This is a genomic window from Streptomyces typhae, assembly GCF_009755605.1.
Taxonomy (GTDB): Bacteria; Actinomycetota; Actinomycetes; order Streptomycetales; family Streptomycetaceae; genus Streptomyces; species Streptomyces typhae.
Genome location: NZ_WPNZ01000001.1, coordinates 878,652 through 895,543, shown reverse-complemented (window position 1 = coordinate 895,543; position 16,892 = coordinate 878,652). Strand labels below are relative to the sequence as shown.

Sequence of the window (16,892 nt, the reverse complement as noted above, 5' to 3'; positions counted from 1 at the left end):
ACCCGGAAGCTAAGCCTCACAGCGCCGATGGTACTGCAGGGGGGACCCTGTGGGAGAGTAGGACGCCGCCGAACTCATTTTGAGAGAAAACCCCCGCACCTCACGGTGCGGGGGTTTTCTGCGTTCAGGACAGTTCCAGGCATGCCGTTTAGGGTCGAGGCATGCGATACGAGCTGATCATTTTCGACAACGACGGTGTCCTGGTGGACAGCGAACCTCTCTCCAACACCATGCTCGCCGCCTATCTGACGGAACTCGGCCACCCCACCTCGTACGAGGAATCCCTGCGCGACTACATGGGCGCCGCCATGCACCGCGTACACGACACCATTCTCGAACGGTCCGGAAAGCGGCTCCCCGAGGACTTCGACGACATCTTCCACGAGCGGGTCTTCGCCGCCTTCGAACGTGAGCTGCAGCCCATGACCGGAGCCATGGAGCTCCTGGAGCAGCTCACCGCAGACGGGGTGCCCTACTGCCTCGCGTCCTCCGGGAGCCACCAGCGGATCCGTGTCGGACACCGCAAGACCGGGCTCGACAAGTGGTTCGACGAAGGGCGGATCTTCAGCTCCCAGGACGTCGGACGTGGCAAGCCGGCCCCCGACCTCTTCCTGCACGCCGCCGCCCGCATGGGCGTCGCACCCGACAAGTGCCTCGTCATCGAGGACAGCCCGCTCGGCGTACAGGCCGCCAACGCGGCAGGCATGGACGTCTACGGCTTCACCGCCATGACACCTGCCGAACGGCTCCACGCAGCCACCCGGCTGTTCAGCCACCTGAGCGAGCTGCCCGGCCTCCTCGCGGACACCACGGAAAAGTAGTGGAGTGATCTGTCTACCCACGAGTAGTCGAGGAACCTACGCTTCGCCTCCATGACGGAAACGCTGCGGCGCGGCAGGGCCTCGCTGGCCTTCGGCTTCCTCGTGCAGGGCGTCGCGTTCGCGCTGCTCGTGACGCGCATACCCGCGCTGCAGGACCAGTACGGGATATCCGACGGCCTGCTGCCCCTCTTCCTCGCCGCCGTGCCGATCCTGGCCGGAATCGGGAGCGTGTGCACCGAGCGTCTTGTGCGGAGGGTGCCGCCCAGCCGGGTGCTGCGGTGGTCGCAGCCCGTGGTGCTGCTGGCGCTGCTCGGCGCGGGCGCGGGTGACGCCCTGTGGGAGATCGCGCTGGCACTGGGAGCGTTCGGGCTCGCGGTCGGAGCCCTGGACGCGTCGATGAACATGCTGGGAGTCAGCCTCCAGCGGGCCTACGGACGCAGCATCATGCTCGGCTTCCACGCGGCCTACAGCCTCGGCGGCATCATGGGCGCCTCGCTGGCGTGGGCGGGAGCCCACTGGGACCTGTCGCTGCTCGTGTCGTACCTCCCCGTCGTCGCGGTGCTCCTGCCCGCCGCCCTGGTGGGGAGCCGGTGGTACGTGGACGGCGACGGGGATGTGGGGGGCGGCGACGCCACGGGTGCCCGCGAGCGGGCCTCAGCCGCCACCGTCGGCTTCAAGGCACTTCTTCCGCTCTGCCTCGTCATGACCTTCGCCTACATCGGGGACTCCACCGTCTCCAACTGGAGCGCGAAGTATCTCCAGGACGTGCTGGGCAGCTCGGAGGAGCTGTCGACTGGTACTGGTGCTCATGACGCTGAGGTACGCCCGGTCGTTCGCCCCCGGACCGGACCGATACGGTGACGTTCATGAGCGGCCGCGCACAACTGATGTGGGACGAGGCAGTAACGGGCTATGACTTCGGTCCTCAGCACCCCATGGACCCGGTCAGGCTCGCGCTGACGAGGAGCCTGATCGACGCCTTCGGGCTCGACCGGGATCTCGACGTGGTCGCGGCGAAGCGCGCCGGGGAGTCGACGCTCGGGCTCGTGCACCGCGACGACTATGTGCGGGCGGTGAAGGCGGCCTCCGCCGACCCGGCATCGGCCCGCGGGGAGTACGGCCTCGGGACGGAGGACGACCCCGCGTTCGCCGGCATGCACGACGTGTCGGCGCTGATCGCCGGGCAGTCCGTCGGGGCCGCCGAAGCCGTGTGGCGGGGCGAGGCGCTGCACGCCGTGAACTTCGCGGGCGGCCTGCACCACGCGATGCCGGGCAGCGCCTCCGGGTTCTGCGTGTACAACGACGCCGCACTCGCCGTCGCGCGGCTCCTGGAGCTGGGCGCGGAACGCGTCGCGTACGTGGACGTGGACGTGCACCACGGGGACGGTGTGCAGGCCGCGTTCTGGGAGGACCCGCGGGTCCTGACGATCTCCCTGCACGAACACCCCCGGATGCTGTTCCCGGGCACCGGCTGGCCCGAGGAGACGGGCGCCGACGCCGCCGCGGGGAGCGCGGCCAATGTGGCGCTGCCCGCGGGGACCGGGGACGAGGGATGGGTGCGGGCGTTCCACGCCGTGGTGCCGGAGCTCCTCGCCGCCTTCCGGCCGCAGGTGCTCGTGACCCAGCACGGCGCTGACACGCACTTCGAGGACCCCCTCGCGCATCTGACGGTGTCGCTGGACGCACAGCGGGCGGTGCAGATCGCCTGTCACGAGCTGGCCCACGAGTACGCCGACGGGCGCTGGGTGGCCCTCGGCGGCGGCGGTTACGCGGTGGTGGACGTGGTGCCGAGGTCCTGGACGCATCTCGTGGCGGTGGCCGCCGGGCGGGAGATCGAGCCGACGACGGTGCTGCCCGAGGTCTGGCAGCAGGAGGTGTACCGCCGCACGCGGACGCGGGGGCCCGGCCGTATGACGGACGGGCGCTGGCCTGTGGGATGGCGGGGCTGGGACGCGGGGTACGACCCCGCGGATCGCGTGGACCAGGCAGTCCTCGCCACCCGCCGGGCCGTCTTCCCCCTGCGGGGGCTGCTGCCCTGAGGGGACTGCTGCCCTGATCTGTGCGCCCCGTCAGGGGCGCGGGGAACTGCGCGAGCAACCGGAACGAGTCCGCAGACGCGTCTGCTCAGTGCCCCGGCAGACGCGTCTGCGACTCGTCGTGCGCTGAGCGCGCAGTTCCCCGCGCCCCTGACGGGGCACTCTTAGCCCAAGTGTGGGGTGTTTCCCGGGTTTTCGGGGTTCCGTGCCGGTATGTGCGGCAGCATCGGGGCGTGTTGAGCACCGGAGCGCTACGCGCGCATCTGCTGGCGGCCCGGCTCGCCGGTCCCGTCGCCACCTCGCGGGAGGAGAGCCTGCGGAGCTACCGGCTCTTCGCCGCCCGCGACCCCCGGATACTTCTCGGCCTCGACCCCGAATGGAACTGGGGTGCGGGAGACTTGCTGCGGCTGATGGCGGACAAGTGCGGTGTCTCCGGCGACCCCCGGCACACCTCGGGGGTCGACGTCATCGATCCGGAACGGACCCTCGCGGGGCTCGAAGCGTTCGCCGAGCGGCTTCAGGACGCGGCCCGGCGCAGGCTTCCCATCCTGATCGGGACCGGTCACCCGCACCGGCTCCTGGGGTTCTACGCCGCGTTGGCCGATGCGTTGTCGGCGGCAGGATGTTCGGTCCTCACCCCGGCGCAGGGTTGCTGTGTCGACATAACGACCCGGTTTGGCCTACGCACGTACAACCTTGACTACGTACAGGGCGTCGCGCTGTTGCGCGAACCCGGCGTGCGTCCCACCGGGAGTGAGACCGGCGCGCACAGCCATTCGCCACTCCCGGTTCGACGGGTCCTGGCGGCCCAGGCCGCCTCCGGAGGGCCCCTGCCCGAGCTGGTCATCGGGGACCACGGATGGGTCTGCGGAGCAGGTCAGCTGGGGTTTGAGGCGATCGGTCTGGCGGATACGGACGATCCGGCGCTGTTCGTCGGAGAGGCCGAGGGGCGAGTGTCCGTGGTCGTTCCGCTTGATGACGCTGTGCGGTCTGATTACTACCGACCGCTTACTCGCTATGTACTCAATCGAGCGTGTCTGTCACAGTAAACGGCCGATGGCAGCTCCTCTTCCCCACTCGCATCACCCGCCCCTACTCTGGGGAGTGAGCGCACAGCGACGAGGAGTCACCGGAAGGGGAAGCCGGTGCCGCGTCATGTGCGGAAGGTTCAGGTGTGTCATGGCTGCTGACCAGAGGCCTCTCAGCGAGGTTGCGTTTCTGACCGTGGCGGAGGTCGCCGCGGTGATGCGAGTCTCGAAGATGACCGTGTACCGGCTGGTGCACAGTGGTCATCTGCCCGCAATCCGGGTCGGAAGGTCCTTCCGGGTCCCGGAGAACGCGGTTCACGAGTACCTTCGCGACTCATACGTGGGGGTGGAGACGGCCTGATCGACGTCCCTCGATTACAGACTCGGCGCAGGTGCGGGTAGGCTAGGCCGACCAGGTCGTGTGGGCCCAGTCTGCTGCCCCGCACCGAGTGAAGAGAAGTGAGCGAGGGTAGTCGTGGGCTCTGTTATCAAGAAGCGGCGTAAGCGGATGGCGAAGAAGAAGCACCGCAAGCTGCTGAAGCGCACGCGCGTTCAGCGTCGCAACAAGAAGTAAGCGACCGCTGCACGTCAGCGCAGCGCAAGCGCATGCATTGAGGCCCTCCCGTCGGACGACGGGAGGGCCTCAATGCGTTTCGCTCGATGCGTTTCACAGGGGCGTCGAGGCGTGCCTCGGCCACGCGACGCGCCTCTTTCGTCCATAAGGGATTCAACAGTTCAAAAGCGGGCGAACGGCTTGATCTTTTCGGAGAAGTGTGGCCGTCGTCACTTCGCGCGCCTCGCGGTCATCACAGCGCAACATCGAACCGCTAGCGTGGGCGAAGGACGTGGTGCTCAGACATGACGCGGGGCGGGGCGCCCCGACGTCGCGCGGGCTGAGGAAAGGCGGCGCTGATCTTGGGCAAGGTCGTGCTCGTGACCGGGGTGGCCCGGCAGCTAGGCGGCCGGTTCGTCCGGCGCATCCAGCGCGACCCCGAGGTCGAGCGGGTCGTGGCCGTCGACGCCGTCCCGCCCGAGCACCATCTCGGCGGCGCCGACTTCGTCCAGGCCGACATCCGGCAGCCCACGATCACCAAGGTCCTCGCCGAGCACGGCGTCGACACGGTCGTGCACATGGACGTGACCGGCACCGCGCTCGCCGGCGGCAGCCGCGGCTCGGTCAAGGAGACCAACGTCATCGGCACGATGCAGCTGCTCGGCGCCTGTCAGAAGTCGCCGCGGGTGAAGCGCCTCGTGGTGAAGTCCAGTACCAATGTGTACGGGTCGGCGCCCCGCGACCCGGCGGTCTTCACGGAGACGACCCCGCCGAAGTCGCTGCCCAGCGGCGGTTTCGCCAAGGACACCGTCGAGGTCGAGGGCTATGTGCGCGGGTTCGCGCGGCGGCGGCCCGACGTCGCGGTGTGCGTGCTGCGGTTCGCCAACATCCTGGGCCCGGCCGCGGATTCGCCGCTCGCCGAGTACTTCTCGCTGCCCGTCCTGCCGACGGTCTTCGGCTACGACCCGCGGCTTCAGTTCGTGCACGAGGACGACGCCGTCGAAGTGCTGCGCCTCGCCTCGCACGAGCCGCAGCGCGGGACGCTGAACAGCGGTACGTTCAACATCGCGGGTGAGGGACTCCTGCTCCTCTCGCAGTGCGCCCGGCGGCTCGGGCGGCCGACGCTCCCGGTGCTGCTCCCGGCGGTCACCTGGGTGGGTGCGGCCCTGCGTACGCTGAGTGTCACGGACTTCTCGCCGGAGCAGATCCGGCTGCTCACCCACGGCCGGGTCGTCGCCACCCGGCAGATGCGCGAGACACTGGGGTTCAGGCCCAGATACACGACCGCGGAGGCCTTCGCGGACTTCGTACGCAGTCGGGGTCCCGGCCTGCTGCCGCCTGCGGCGCTCGCGGGGGCCGTCGACAGGATCGCGGCGCTGCCCCTGGCGGGCGGCGGCGGGAAGTCCGGCGCCGGCGGCGTCCGACGCGGAGCCGACGACAGTGCCCACCACAGCGCCAACTGAGGAGATCGTCAACGATGGCGGACGCCAAGGTCATTCCGTTCGACGACGACCGGTCGCGCGGGGGTGCCCAGCGGCCACCGCGCCGCAGGTCCGGGCCGCGGCGTCCGGGTGACGGTGCGAAGGCGCGCGACGTCAAGGCGGTCCCGTCGGTGCCGGGCCGGGGGCACACCGACGCCGCGGGCGGTGCCGCCCCGGGGAGCACGGCTGCGGGCGGTGCCGCGCCGGGTGGTGTGGCCCCGGGCGTGGAGCCGCAGGCGGCGGAGGCCGGTGCGCGCGGTGGCTCCAGGGCCGCTCGCCGGGACACGGTGCCGGAGCAGGCGCTGCCGCCGGAGCCGCGCGGGGGCGGTGGCGGAGGCTGGGACCGGCGGATCGCCGGTGGCCTCGCGTTTCTGCGACGACGCCTGACGGGCGAGTACGACGTCGACGAGTTCGGGTACGACGCGGAGCTCACCGATCAGGTGCTGATGTCGCTGCTGCGGCCGATCTACGACAAGTACTTCCGCGTCGAGGTCAAGGGCATCGAGAACATCCCCGCCGACGGCGGCGCGCTGATTGTCGCCAACCACTCCGGGACGCTGCCCTGGGACGGCCTGATGATGCAGGTCGCCGTGCACGACAACCATCCCCACGGCAGACATCTGCGGCTGCTCGCCGCCGACCTGGTGTTCATGCTGCCGGTCGTCAACGAGCTGGCGCGCAAGGCCGGGCACACCCTGGCGTGCGCGGAGGACGCGGGGGCGCTCCTGGAGCGGGGTGAGCTGGTCGGGGTGATGCCCGAGGGGTTCAAGGGCATCGGGAAGCCCTTCTCGGAGCGGTACAAGCTCCAGCGGTTCGGGCGGGGCGGGTTCGTGTCGACGGCGCTGCGGACGGGGTCGCCGATCGTGCCCTGCTCCATCGTGGGGGCCGAGGAGATCTACCCGATGATCGGGAACGCGAAGACGCTGGCGCGGGTCCTCGGCATTCCGTACTTCCCGCTGACGCCGACGTTTCCCTGGCTGGGCCCGTTGGGGGCGTTGCCGCTGCCCACGAAGTGGACCATTCAGTTCGGTGAGGCGATTCCCACGGACGGTTATCCGCCGGAGGCCGCCGAGGATCCGATGCTCATGTTCAACCTGACGGATCAGGTGCGGGAGCAGATCCAGCACACGTTGTACAAGCTGCTGGTGCAGCGCAGGTCCGTGTTCTTCTGAGCCGTTCCGGACGCCGGGCGAGGCGGGGAAGGCCGCTCGCCCGGCGTACCGCTACTTCCGTTCCTCGCCCTCGATGCCCAGCTCCGGAAGGAGCCCGGGCAGCAGCGGCGGGAGGGTGACGTCCGGCTCTCCGGGCTTGGGGGGCTTGGCGGACGGGTTCTTCCCGGTCTCGGCGGTGTCCGAAGGGGCCGGTGGGGTGTTGGCCGGGGGTGGCGGCAGCAGGTCGTCCGTGACGCCGGGCAGGAGGCCTTCGTGGCTCTCCTTGTGGCCGCCGGGGTTGGAGGGCTTCGGGTGGCTGCCGGGGGAGCGGTGGCCACCGGATTCGCCGGGGGCGCGGGGCGCGGGTCCTTCCGTGCCGGTGTCGGGAGATGTGCCCTGGCGGGGGCGGTCGTCCGGGGTGGAGCTCGTGCCCGGCTTGTCGGGCAGCAGCGAGCGCAGGGGTTTGACCTCCTGCTCCATGGCGTCGAAGACCGAGCTGACCTGTTCGCCGACGTCGCCGAGTTGCACGGGGAGCCGGTCGCGCAGGGCGCTCCAGCTCTCGCGGTGGGACTTGGCGAAGGCGGAGAGGGTCTGGATGGGGCCGAGTGAGCCGTCGCGCTCGTACGCCTCGAAGAGGAGGCGGTGGCCTTCCGCGGCGTCGTGGTGCATGCCGGAGAGGGCGCGGCGGACCTCGCCGACCGATTCGTGGTCCAGGTGGCCGGAGCGGGTGCGCTCCATCAGGCGGCGGGCTTCGTTGAGCCGCGTCGAGGCCTGGTCCAGATAGAGCCGGCCGCGGTCGGCGTCGCCGTCGGCCATGCCGAGCTTGAAGTCCTCCATGCCGCGCTTGAGGCCGTACAGCGAGTCGCCCGGGAGGGCGTCCGTACTCGCCGCTGCCGCGCCGCCGAAGGCTCCCGCGGCCACGCCCACGGTCAGTCCGCCGGCGGCGAGGCCCTTGGAGAGCCGGGTGCGTGGCTTCAGCTTGCTCAGCGGGCTCGCCCGGTGGGCGCCCTTGCGGGAGCGCTGTTCCGGAACGGATGATCCTGTGCCGTCGCCCGCCGTGCCCTCCGCCAGCATGGCCTCCATGGCTGCCACCAGCTGGGCTCGCTGGACGACTTTGACCTCGGGGTCGAGCTGGGGCGCGGGGAGCCGGGCGAGGCCGTCGGCGAGCGCCAGCATCCGGTCGCGTTCGTCCGGGCCCGGCGCGGAGCCGGTCCGGGCGGACGCCCTCGGAGGGGCGGAATCTTCGGGCTGCTCGGCCGCCGGGTCCTGGTCGGAATGCTCCTCCAGGGCCTGGGCGAAGGCGTTCGCCCGCCGGTGGGCCGATACGTTCGCGATCACTGGCGGCACCTCCTCTCGTCATGACGGTCGACTCCCCAGGGGGTCCTGGGGGTTGCACGTCCTGGACAGTTCCACACGTTCGAGTGAGCGCATGGTGTCTTCCCGTGCTCTCAATGAGCGTGAGGAAGGTCAGGTTGCAACCACAGGGAGCCTGCATCCCGCTCAACGAGCGTCGCGGCACTTGGGTTACGGACGAAAGATGATCGGACCGCTGCGGGCTCGACAAAGTCCGTGACGGCCATCTGGCCGCCACGGATGGTGAGTTGGGCGTCACGCTGGGTGGCGGGACGCCGTCGGCACCGTCAGCGGGCGTCGTCCGGGAGAAGGCGGGCAAGGGTGCGGACGGCCCGGTACTGCAATGTTTTGATCGCGCCTTCGTTCTTGCCCATGACGCGGGCGGTCTCGGCGACCGACAGACCTTGGAGGAAGCGGAGGGTCACGCACTCCTGCTGCTGGGGGTTGAGGCGGCGGACCGCGTCCAGGAGGGCGGCGTTCGACAGGGACTCGAGGACGGAGTCCTCCGGGCTGCGCTCGACCTCGTTGGCGTCGAGCATCTCGCCGGTGGTCACTTCGAGACGGAAGCGGCTCGACTTGAAGTGGTCGGCCACCAGGTTGCGGGCGATGGTGACGAGCCAGGCGCCGAAGTCGCGGCCCTGCCAGGTGAACGTACCGATTCTGCGCAGGGCGCGCAGGAAGGTCTCGCTGGTGAGGTCCTCGGCGGTCGCCTTGCCGCCGACGCGGTAGTAGATGTAGCGGTAGACGGTGTCGCTGTACTGGTCGTAGAGGCGGCCGAAGGCGTCGGACTCGCCCGCCTGGGCGCGTTCGACGAGCTCCATCATGCGGGCGCTGTCGCTGTCCGCCGCGGGCCGGCGGTGGGTGGTCGTGGCGGCGGCGGAGCGCGTACGTCTGCTCACCGCCGCACCGCCGTCCGCCAGGGCGTAGCACGGCCCGGCGGGGGCCGGGACGGCGTAGGCGGGGACGGCGTACGCGGTGGGGACGAAGCCGCGCAGGCGGTCGACGACCGATGCGCGCAGCGTAGCCAGGCCCGAGGCGTCAACCCCGACGTGTGGGTACACGGGACTCCCAGAGGCAGAGCTTCCATCACGTGCAGTACTGGACCGTTCACCCGTCGTAGCGACGCGCATGGTCCGTTATGCGTCTGAGGAGAATAACGCTTCGTACAGGCAGCGCTACACCCAGTTGCTCAAATCATCGATTACGTCGCTTCTGTTACCGATCGACGGTCGATCAAGTACCGGATATTGAACGGTTATTGATCGAAACAGCGCGCATTCGAGGTGACCGGGGGGCGTGTTGTGGCCGAGTTGAACGAACGGGACTGGCGGGGGGCGTGGCGGGTAAGACAGAACGATTGCCGTCGTTCCCGGGTGCGCCGGAGGGGCGCGGGAGGGGCGGAGGCGCTTCTTCCGCGGGTTCGCGCGGGGATGGTCACCGTGCGTGGCGGTGCGGGGGAGGGCGGGAAGCGGGCAGCCGTCAGGCGCGGCGGCGGTGCAGGGCGATCGCGGCGGCCGTGCCGCCGGCGAGGGCGCCGACGCCCGCCGCGGCCGGGATGCCGACCTTCGCGGCCTTGCGGCCCGTGCGGTAGTCGCGCAGCCGCCAGTCGCGGTCGCGGGCGTGCTTGCGCAGCTTGGCGTCGGGGTTGATCGCGTACGGATGCCCGACGAGCGAGAGCATGGGGATGTCGTTGTGCGAGTCGCTGTACGCGGCGCAGCGCGCCAGGTCCAGGCCCTCGGCGGCGGCGAGGGCGCGGACGGCCTCGGCCTTGGCGGGGCCGTGCAGCGGCTCGCCGACGAGCTTGCCGGTGTACACGCCGTGCACGGACTCCGCGACGGTGCCGAGGGCGCCGGTCAGGCCGAGGCGGCGGGCGATGATCGTGGCCGTCTCCACCGGCGCGGCGGTGACCAGCCAGACCTTCTGACCGGCGTCGAGGTGGGCCTGGGCGAGGGCGCGGGTGCCGGGCCAGATGCGCTCGGCCATGTACTCGTCGTAGATCTCCTCGCCGATGGAGGTCAGCTCGGCGACGCGGTGGCCCTTGACGATGGACAGGGCGCTGTCGCGGGCGTCCTGCATGTGCTCCGGGTCCTCGATGCCCGCGAGCCGGAACCAGGTCTGCTGCCAGGCGAAGCGGGCCAGCTCGCGGCGCTGGAAGAACTTCCGCTTGTACAGTCCGCGGCCGAAGTGGAACAGGGCGGCGCCCTGCATCACGGTGTTGTCGAGGTCGAAGAACGCCGCGGCCTTCTCGTCGCCCGCGACGGGGAACTCGGGAGCCTCCGGTTCCGCGGGTGGAGCGACGGGCGCCGCGTCCGGCGCGAGGGCGTCCGCGCGCTCGTCGGGTGCTTCCAGCTCCTGCGACGTCTTGCGTGCCGCCTCGGCCGAGGCCTCGCCCGCGAGGACGCTGCGCGCGGTGGCGAAGCGCCTGCGGGGGTGGAGCCAACCCAGAGTGGCCATGCCGTCGAGCATAGCCACTCTGTTCGGTCGGGCCGTGACGGGAAGGCTGCGAACCCGTCAACGGTCCGTGTCGCGCTGGTCACACCCGGGCGTGGCGCGGGTGTGTACCGGGCGGGCCGCGCCGCGTAGGAAGCTGGGGACATGAGTCCTCTTTTCCGCCGGAGCGGCGGCGCAGCGAAGAAAGCCACCGGCGGGGGCGGCCGTCCTGCCCCGGGCGACCGGCTCGTCACCCTGATCGGCAAGCCGGGCTGCCATCTGTGCGACGACGCGCGGGCCGTGGTCGAGAAGGTCTGCGCGGAGACGGGCGCCGCCTGGGAGGAGAGGGACATCACGCGGGACGAGGCGCTGCACCGGGAGTACTGGGAGCAGATTCCGGTTGTCCTGGTGGACGGGGAGCAGCACACGTTCTGGCGGGTGGACGAGGCGCGGCTGCGGCGGGAGTTGCAGGGATAGCACGGTGGGCGTTGCAGGGGTAACGGGGTGCCGGCGGGCGGCGCCGGGGTGCCGTGGCCGGATGCGATGGCCGGAAGTGATGTCAGGAGCTGTCCGGAAAGTCGTTTAGCATCGGGGGTCGGTTTTGAGGTCTCGGGGGCGTGATCGTGAGGAGAGTGTGCGGTTTTGCCCCCGTCGGCTGAGTGTCGTAGCAGGCCGTGCGCCGGTTCCAGGGAAGTGCGCCGGGGGCGCGTGACCCCGGTCACGTTGGCCGGGCAAATCGGACACCATCTTTGTGCACGCGTTCACAAAGACATAGCCTGCTGTCGACGGGGCGGTCTGGGGACACGACAACGGGTGCCAGCCCGCCTTCAGCCCCGCTCTACCCGCAGGAGCACCGTGGCAACTGGCCGAACTCACCGACCGGCGACCCGCAGCCGAGGAATTCCCGAGGCCACCGTCGCCAGGCTTCCGCTGTACCTGAGGGCTCTGACCGCGCTGTCGGAGCGCTCGGTGCCCACGGTCTCCTCCGAGGAGCTGGCCGCCGCCGCGGGGGTCAACTCCGCGAAGCTGCGCAAGGACTTCTCGTACCTCGGCTCCTACGGGACGCGGGGCGTCGGCTACGACGTCGAGTACCTCGTCTACCAGATCTCCCGTGAGCTCGGTCTGACCCAGGACTGGCCGGTTGTCATCGTCGGTATCGGCAACCTCGGCGCCGCGCTCGCGAATTACGGCGGGTTCGCCTCGCGCGGCTTCCGCGTGGCCGCCCTCATCGACGCCGATCCGGCCATGGCGGGCAAGCCCGTGGCGGGCATGCCGGTGCAGCACACGGACGACCTCGAGCGGATCATCAGCGACAACGGCGTCTCCATCGGCGTCATCGCGACTCCGGCGGGCGCCGCCCAGCAGGTGTGCGACCGGCTCGTGGCCGCGGGTGTCACCTCCATCCTGAACTTCGCGCCGACGGTCCTCTCGGTGCCGGACGGCGTCGACGTGCGCAAGGTCGATCTCTCCATCGAGCTTCAGATCCTCGCCTTCCACGAGCAGCGCAAGGCCGGCGAGGACGCCGCGAGCGACGACGGCGCGCCCGCGCCCGCCGTCGCCAAGGACCACCGCAAGGGACCCGACGGGGACGTCCCCGCCGTGATGCCGGCATGAGTCTCCTCGTCGTAGGCCTCAGTCACCGCAGCGCCCCGGTCAGCGTCCTGGAGCGGGCCGCCCTCACCGTCGGCGCGCAGGCCAAGCTGCTGCACGACACGGTGGCCGCCGAGCCCGCCGCCGAGGCCGCGGTGCTCGCCACCTGCAACCGCATCGAGCTCTACGCGGACGTGGACAAGTTCCACGCGGGCGTCGCCGAGCTGTCCACGCTGCTCGCGCTGCACAGCGGCGTGGGTCTGGAGGAGCTCACCCCCTATCTGTACGTGCACTACGAGGACCGGGCCGTCCACCACCTGTTCTCGGTGGCGTGCGGGCTCGACTCCATGGTCGTGGGCGAGGGGCAGATCCTCGGCCAGATCAAGGACTCGCTCGCGCGGGCGCAGGAGCTGCACACCGCGGGCCGCCTCCTCAACGACCTCTTCCAGCAGGCCCTGCGCGTGGGTAAGCGGGCGCACTCGGAGACCGGCATCGACCGGGCCGGGCAGTCGCTCGTCACCTTCGGCCTCGAACAGCTCGCGGGCCGCGAGTCCGTGACCGCCTGGGCCAAGGGCAAGCGCGCCCTGGTGATCGGCGCGGGCTCCATGTCCTCGCTGGCCGCGGCGACGCTCGCGCGCTCCGGCGTGGACGAGGTCGTCGTCGCCAACCGCACCTTGGAGCGGGCCGAGCGCCTCGCCGCCATCCTCGGGGACGGCGGCACCGGAGTCACCGCCCGCGCTGTCCCGATGGACAGCGTGGCGGAGGAACTTACACGTGCCGACGTGGCCGTGTCCTGCACCGGAGCGACGGGGCTCGTCCTCACCGCGGCCGATGTCACGGCGGCGCTCGCCGGCCGCGCCGGTGCGGACGGCGCGGACGGCGGTGCCGAGCACCGCGCGGACGCGGATGCTCGGGACGTGCGTGCCGGGGAGTCCGTCTGTACCGACGACGACTGCTTGATCGCCCCGGCTCCGGGCCACATGGGTCACTCGGACCACTCCCGTCGCCCAGGCCACCCTGATCACGCGGTTCACACCGACCGCTCAGGCCCCGCCACCGACCGCCCGACGACCCCGGACGGCTGTCCCGTCGGGTCCGAGGTCGGTGACGAGACCGCGTACGAGCAGCACGCCGCGCTCGTCGGCAACAGCCCCGCGGTGGGCGCCGCCGCGGCACGGACGAGCCGCACGGCCCCGGCCCCCCTGGCCTCCGCGGCCCGCGCCGCCGCCCTGCACCTGCTCGACCTCGCCATGCCCCGGGACATCGACGCCGCCGCGCACCGCCTACCGGGCGTGCGGCTCGTCGACATCGAGTCCCTGGCCGACGCCTCCGCCGACGCGCCGATGGCCGCCGACGTGGACGCGGTGCGCACCATCGTGTCCGACGAGGTCGCCGCGTTCGGCGCCGCCCAGCGGGCCGCGCACATCACGCCGACCGTCGTCGCCCTGCGCACGATGGCCGCCGATGTCGTCAGCAGCGAGATGGCCCGGCTCGACGGGCGGCTGCCCGCGCTCGGCGACAAGGAGCGCGCGGAGATCACGCAGACCGTGCGCCGCGTCGTCGACAAGCTGCTGCACGCCCCGACGGTGCGGGTGAAGCAGCTCGCCAGCGAGCCCGGCGGCGCCGGATACGCCGACGCGCTGCGCACCCTCTTCGACCTCGACCCGGAGACGGTCGCCGCCGTCTCCCGGGCCGACCTCCTGAGCAACGCCGGCGGGCGGCTCGGGCAGCACCAGGAGAACGACGAACCCAAGCGAGGCCGCGCATGACCGAGAAGGCACTGCGACTCGGGACCAGGCGCAGCAAGCTGGCCATGGCCCAGTCCGGGCAGGTGGCCCGGAGGGTCACCGAGCTGACGGGGCGCCCCGTCGAGCTTGTGGAGATCACCACGTTCGGCGACGTCTCCCGCGAGCACCTCGCGCAGATCGGCGGCACCGGCGTGTTCGTCACCGCGCTGCGCGACGCGCTGCTCGCCGGCGAGGTCGACTTCGCCGTGCACTCGCTGAAGGACCTGCCCACGGCCCAGCCCGCCGACCTGACGCTCGCGGCGGTGCCGGAGCGCGAGGACCCGCGGGACGCGCTGGTGGCCCGCGACGGGCTGACCTTCGCGGAGCTTCCCGACGGGGCCCGCGTGGGCACGGGCTCGCCGCGCCGCATGGCGCAGCTGAACGCCTACGCCCGCAGCCACGGCTTGTCCATACAGACCGTGCCGATCCGCGGGAACGTCGACACCCGCATCGGATACGTACGCGACGGGAAGCTCGACGCCGTCGTGCTCGCCGCCGCGGGACTCAGCCGCGTCGGCCGGATCGACGAGGTGACCGACTTCCTGTCGGTCGACACCGTTCTGCCCGCCCCCGGCCAGGGGGCACTGGCGATCGAGTGCGCAGCGACCCACGCGTCACTCGCCGCCGCGCTCGCCGAGCTCGACGACCCGTACACGCGGGTCGCCGTGACCGCCGAGCGATCCCTGCTCGCCGCCCTGGAGGCAGGCTGCAGCGCACCCGTGGGTGCGTTGGCCGACCTCCTCACCGACGGGCAGATTGTCAAGGAAATGCGCCTGCGCGGCGTCGTCGGTGCCACCGACGGCTCGACGCTGGTGCAGCTGTCCACCACCGGTCCCGTGCCCGGGACACACGACCAGGCGATGGCACTCGGACGGGAACTCGCCGTCGAGATGCTTGCCAAGGGCGCGGCCGGTCTGATGGGGGAGCGAGCACTTTGAGCCCCACCTCGAACCTTCCCGGCCTTCCCGCACACGGGCACGTCACCTTTCTCGGTGCCGGACCCGGAGATCCGGGACTGCTGACCCTGCGCGCCGTCGAGGCGCTGGCCCGAGCGGATGTGCTGATCGCCGAGCCGGATGTTCTCGATGTCGTTCGTGTGCACGCCCGAGGGGGTGTGGACACACCTCTCCCGCAGGCTGCTGACGGCACGTCAGCGAGCGTCGACGGGCCGTCGGCCTCAGTCGCGGCCAATCTTGTCATGGAGGGCGCGCGGGGCGGCAGGCGGGTCGTGCGTGCGGTGAGCGGCGATCCGGGCCTGGACGCCTACGCCGCGGGCGAGATGCTCGCCTGCGCCGCCGAGGGCATCCCCTTCGAGGTGGTGCCCGGCATCGCCGCCGCGGTCGGGGTGCCCGCGTACGCGGGGGTGCCGCTGCGGGACGCGCAGGGCACCGACGTGCGGTTCGTCGACGCGCGCACCGCCTCCGAGCGCTGCTGGGGGGAGGTCGGCGCGTCCGACGGGACCGTGGTGGTCTCCACGTCCCTGGACTCGGTCGCCGCAGCGGCGGGTGAGCTGGTCTCCGCCGGGCGCAAGCCGGACACCCCGATGACGGTGACGATCGCCGGTACGACGACGCGCCAGCGCACCTGGACCGCGACGCTCGGCACCATCGCGCAGGTCCTCAAGCAGGCCAAGGTGCTGCCGTCGCCGGACGGCGGGCAGCCCGTCATAGCCGTGGTCGGTGAGCGCTCCGCGGCCGCGCAGCGCGACCAGTTGTCGTGGTTCGAGTCGAAGCCGCTCTTCGGGTGGCGGGTCCTCGTACCGCGTACCAAGGAACAGGCCGCCTCGCTCTCCGACCAGCTCCGCTCCTACGGCGCGGTGCCGCACGAGGTGCCGACGATCGCCGTCGAGCCGCCGCGCACCCCGCAGCAGATGGAGCGGGCCGTCAAGGGCCTGGTCACCGGGCGGTACGAGTGGATCGCCTTCACCTCGGTGAACGCCGTCAAGGCGGTGCGGGAGAAGTTCGAGGAGTACGGGCTCGACGCCCGTGCCTTCGCCGGGATCAAGGTCGCCGCGGTGGGGGAGCAGACCGCTGCCGCGCTCGTCGCCTTCGGCGTGAAGCCGGACCTCGTACCGAGCGGGGAGCAGTCCGCCGCCGGTCTCCTGGAGGACTGGCCGCCGTACGACCCGGTCTTCGACCCGATCGACCGGGTGTTCCTGCCGCGCGCCGACATCGCCACGGAGACCCTGGTCGCCGGGCTCATCGACCTGGGCTGGGAGGTCGACGACGTGACGGCCTACCGGACCGTGCGGGCCTCGCCGCCGCCGGCGGAGACCCGGGAGGCCATCAAGGGCGGCGGCTTCGACGCGGTGCTCTTCACCTCGTCGAGCACCGTGCGGAACCTGGTGGGCATCGCGGGCAAGCCGCACAACGTGACCGTGATCGCCTGTATCGGGCCCGCCACCGCGAAGACCGCGGAGGAGCACGGGCTGCGCGTGGACGTCATGGCCCCGGAGCCCTCCGTGCACAGGCTGGCCGAGGCGCTCGCCCAGTTCGGGGCGGCGCGCAGGGCTGCCGCCGTGGAGGCGGGGGAGGTCGTCACCCGGCCCAGTGAGCGGCGTCCGGGGGCCCGGCGGCGGCGGGCCGCGGCGCCGTAGGGTGCCCTCGCGGGGGCGCCCCAGGCCCGCCCCTTTCCCGTAACCAGGGGGCTGCCGCCCCCTGGA

General features: G+C 71.4%; 15 protein-coding genes, 1 rRNA gene and 1 pseudogene. 14 read left to right on the top strand and 3 right to left on the bottom strand.

Annotated features, from left to right (window positions below; genetic code table 11):
- The 9 genes and pseudogenes from rrf to GPA10_RS03955 all read left to right on the top strand — a co-directional run.
- Positions 1–74: ribosomal RNA gene (gene rrf, locus GPA10_RS43940) — 5S ribosomal RNA — on the top strand; the annotation flags it as partial.
- A gap of 87 nt (positions 75–161) precedes the next feature.
- Positions 162–821: an HAD family hydrolase gene (locus tag GPA10_RS03990; protein WP_157164105.1), complete on the top strand. Its 660-nt coding sequence runs from the start codon at positions 162–164 to the stop codon at positions 819–821.
- A 51-nt stretch (positions 822–872) separates the two neighbouring features.
- Positions 873–1,616 (top strand): annotated as a pseudogene (locus GPA10_RS03985) (MFS transporter); the annotation flags it as partial.
- A 71-nt stretch (positions 1,617–1,687) separates the two neighbouring features.
- Complete coding sequence (locus GPA10_RS03980; protein ID WP_157164104.1) at positions 1,688–2,860, top strand: acetoin utilization protein AcuC; 1,173 nt, start codon at positions 1,688–1,690, stop codon at positions 2,858–2,860.
- 230 nt (positions 2,861–3,090) lie between these two features.
- Positions 3,091–3,906, top strand: a complete 816-nt coding sequence (locus tag GPA10_RS03975; RefSeq protein WP_343040269.1) for a phosphatase — start codon at positions 3,091–3,093, stop codon at positions 3,904–3,906.
- A 130-nt stretch (positions 3,907–4,036) separates the two neighbouring features.
- Entirely contained in the window at positions 4,037–4,246 is a 210-nt protein-coding gene (locus tag GPA10_RS03970; protein WP_157164103.1) for a helix-turn-helix domain-containing protein, read from the top strand.
- Between the two features lie 114 nt (positions 4,247–4,360).
- On the top strand, positions 4,361–4,459 hold the full coding sequence (locus GPA10_RS03965) for a 30S ribosomal protein bS22 (RefSeq protein WP_003948845.1): 99 nt from the start codon (positions 4,361–4,363) through the stop codon (positions 4,457–4,459).
- Between the two features lie 341 nt (positions 4,460–4,800).
- Entirely contained in the window at positions 4,801–5,901 is a 1,101-nt protein-coding gene (locus GPA10_RS03960) for an NAD-dependent epimerase/dehydratase family protein (RefSeq protein ID WP_157164102.1), read from the top strand.
- A gap of 14 nt (positions 5,902–5,915) precedes the next feature.
- Positions 5,916–7,091: a lysophospholipid acyltransferase family protein gene (locus GPA10_RS03955; protein ID WP_157164101.1), complete on the top strand. Its 1,176-nt coding sequence runs from the start codon at positions 5,916–5,918 to the stop codon at positions 7,089–7,091.
- Positions 7,092–7,142: 51 nt separating this feature from the next.
- Here GPA10_RS03955 and GPA10_RS03950 read toward each other — a convergent pair whose 3' ends face one another.
- The 3 genes from GPA10_RS03950 to GPA10_RS03940 all read right to left on the bottom strand — a co-directional run bounded on the left by GPA10_RS03950 (position 7,143) and on the right by GPA10_RS03940 (position 10,877).
- Complete coding sequence (locus GPA10_RS03950; RefSeq protein ID WP_343040266.1) at positions 7,143–8,408, bottom strand: DUF5667 domain-containing protein; 1,266 nt, start codon at positions 8,406–8,408, stop codon at positions 7,143–7,145.
- Positions 8,409–8,710: 302 nt separating this feature from the next.
- Positions 8,711–9,484, bottom strand: coding sequence for an ECF subfamily RNA polymerase sigma factor, BldN family (locus tag GPA10_RS03945; RefSeq protein ID WP_058847948.1), 774 nt, complete (start codon positions 9,482–9,484; stop codon positions 8,711–8,713).
- Between the two features lie 418 nt (positions 9,485–9,902).
- Positions 9,903–10,877, bottom strand: a complete 975-nt coding sequence (locus tag GPA10_RS03940; protein WP_157164100.1) for an HAD family hydrolase — start codon at positions 10,875–10,877, stop codon at positions 9,903–9,905.
- Between the two features lie 141 nt (positions 10,878–11,018).
- Between GPA10_RS03940 and GPA10_RS03935 the strand changes: the two genes are divergently transcribed.
- The 5 genes from GPA10_RS03935 (at position 11,019) to GPA10_RS03915 (ending at position 16,826) form a co-directional block, all read left to right on the top strand.
- Entirely contained in the window at positions 11,019–11,330 is a 312-nt protein-coding gene (locus GPA10_RS03935; protein WP_058847949.1) for a glutaredoxin family protein, read from the top strand.
- A gap of 378 nt (positions 11,331–11,708) precedes the next feature.
- Positions 11,709–12,467, top strand: a complete 759-nt coding sequence (locus GPA10_RS03930; protein WP_343040265.1) for a redox-sensing transcriptional repressor Rex — start codon at positions 11,709–11,711, stop codon at positions 12,465–12,467.
- A complete protein-coding gene (locus GPA10_RS03925) occupies positions 12,464–14,212 on the top strand; it encodes a glutamyl-tRNA reductase (protein WP_157164099.1) in 1,749 nt (582 codons plus the stop codon). Before GPA10_RS03930 ends, GPA10_RS03925 begins: the two co-directional genes overlap by 4 nt.
- Positions 14,209–15,168 carry a hydroxymethylbilane synthase gene (gene hemC / locus GPA10_RS03920; RefSeq protein WP_058847952.1) on the top strand — a complete coding sequence of 320 codons (960 nt, stop codon included), beginning with the start codon at positions 14,209–14,211 and terminating at the stop codon, positions 15,166–15,168. Before GPA10_RS03925 ends, hemC begins: the two co-directional genes overlap by 4 nt.
- Positions 15,165–16,826, top strand: coding sequence for a bifunctional uroporphyrinogen-III C-methyltransferase/uroporphyrinogen-III synthase (locus GPA10_RS03915; protein WP_058847953.1), 1,662 nt, complete (start codon positions 15,165–15,167; stop codon positions 16,824–16,826). The genes hemC and GPA10_RS03915 overlap by 4 nt, the downstream gene beginning before the upstream one ends.
- Positions 16,827–16,892: the final 66 nt, after the last annotated feature.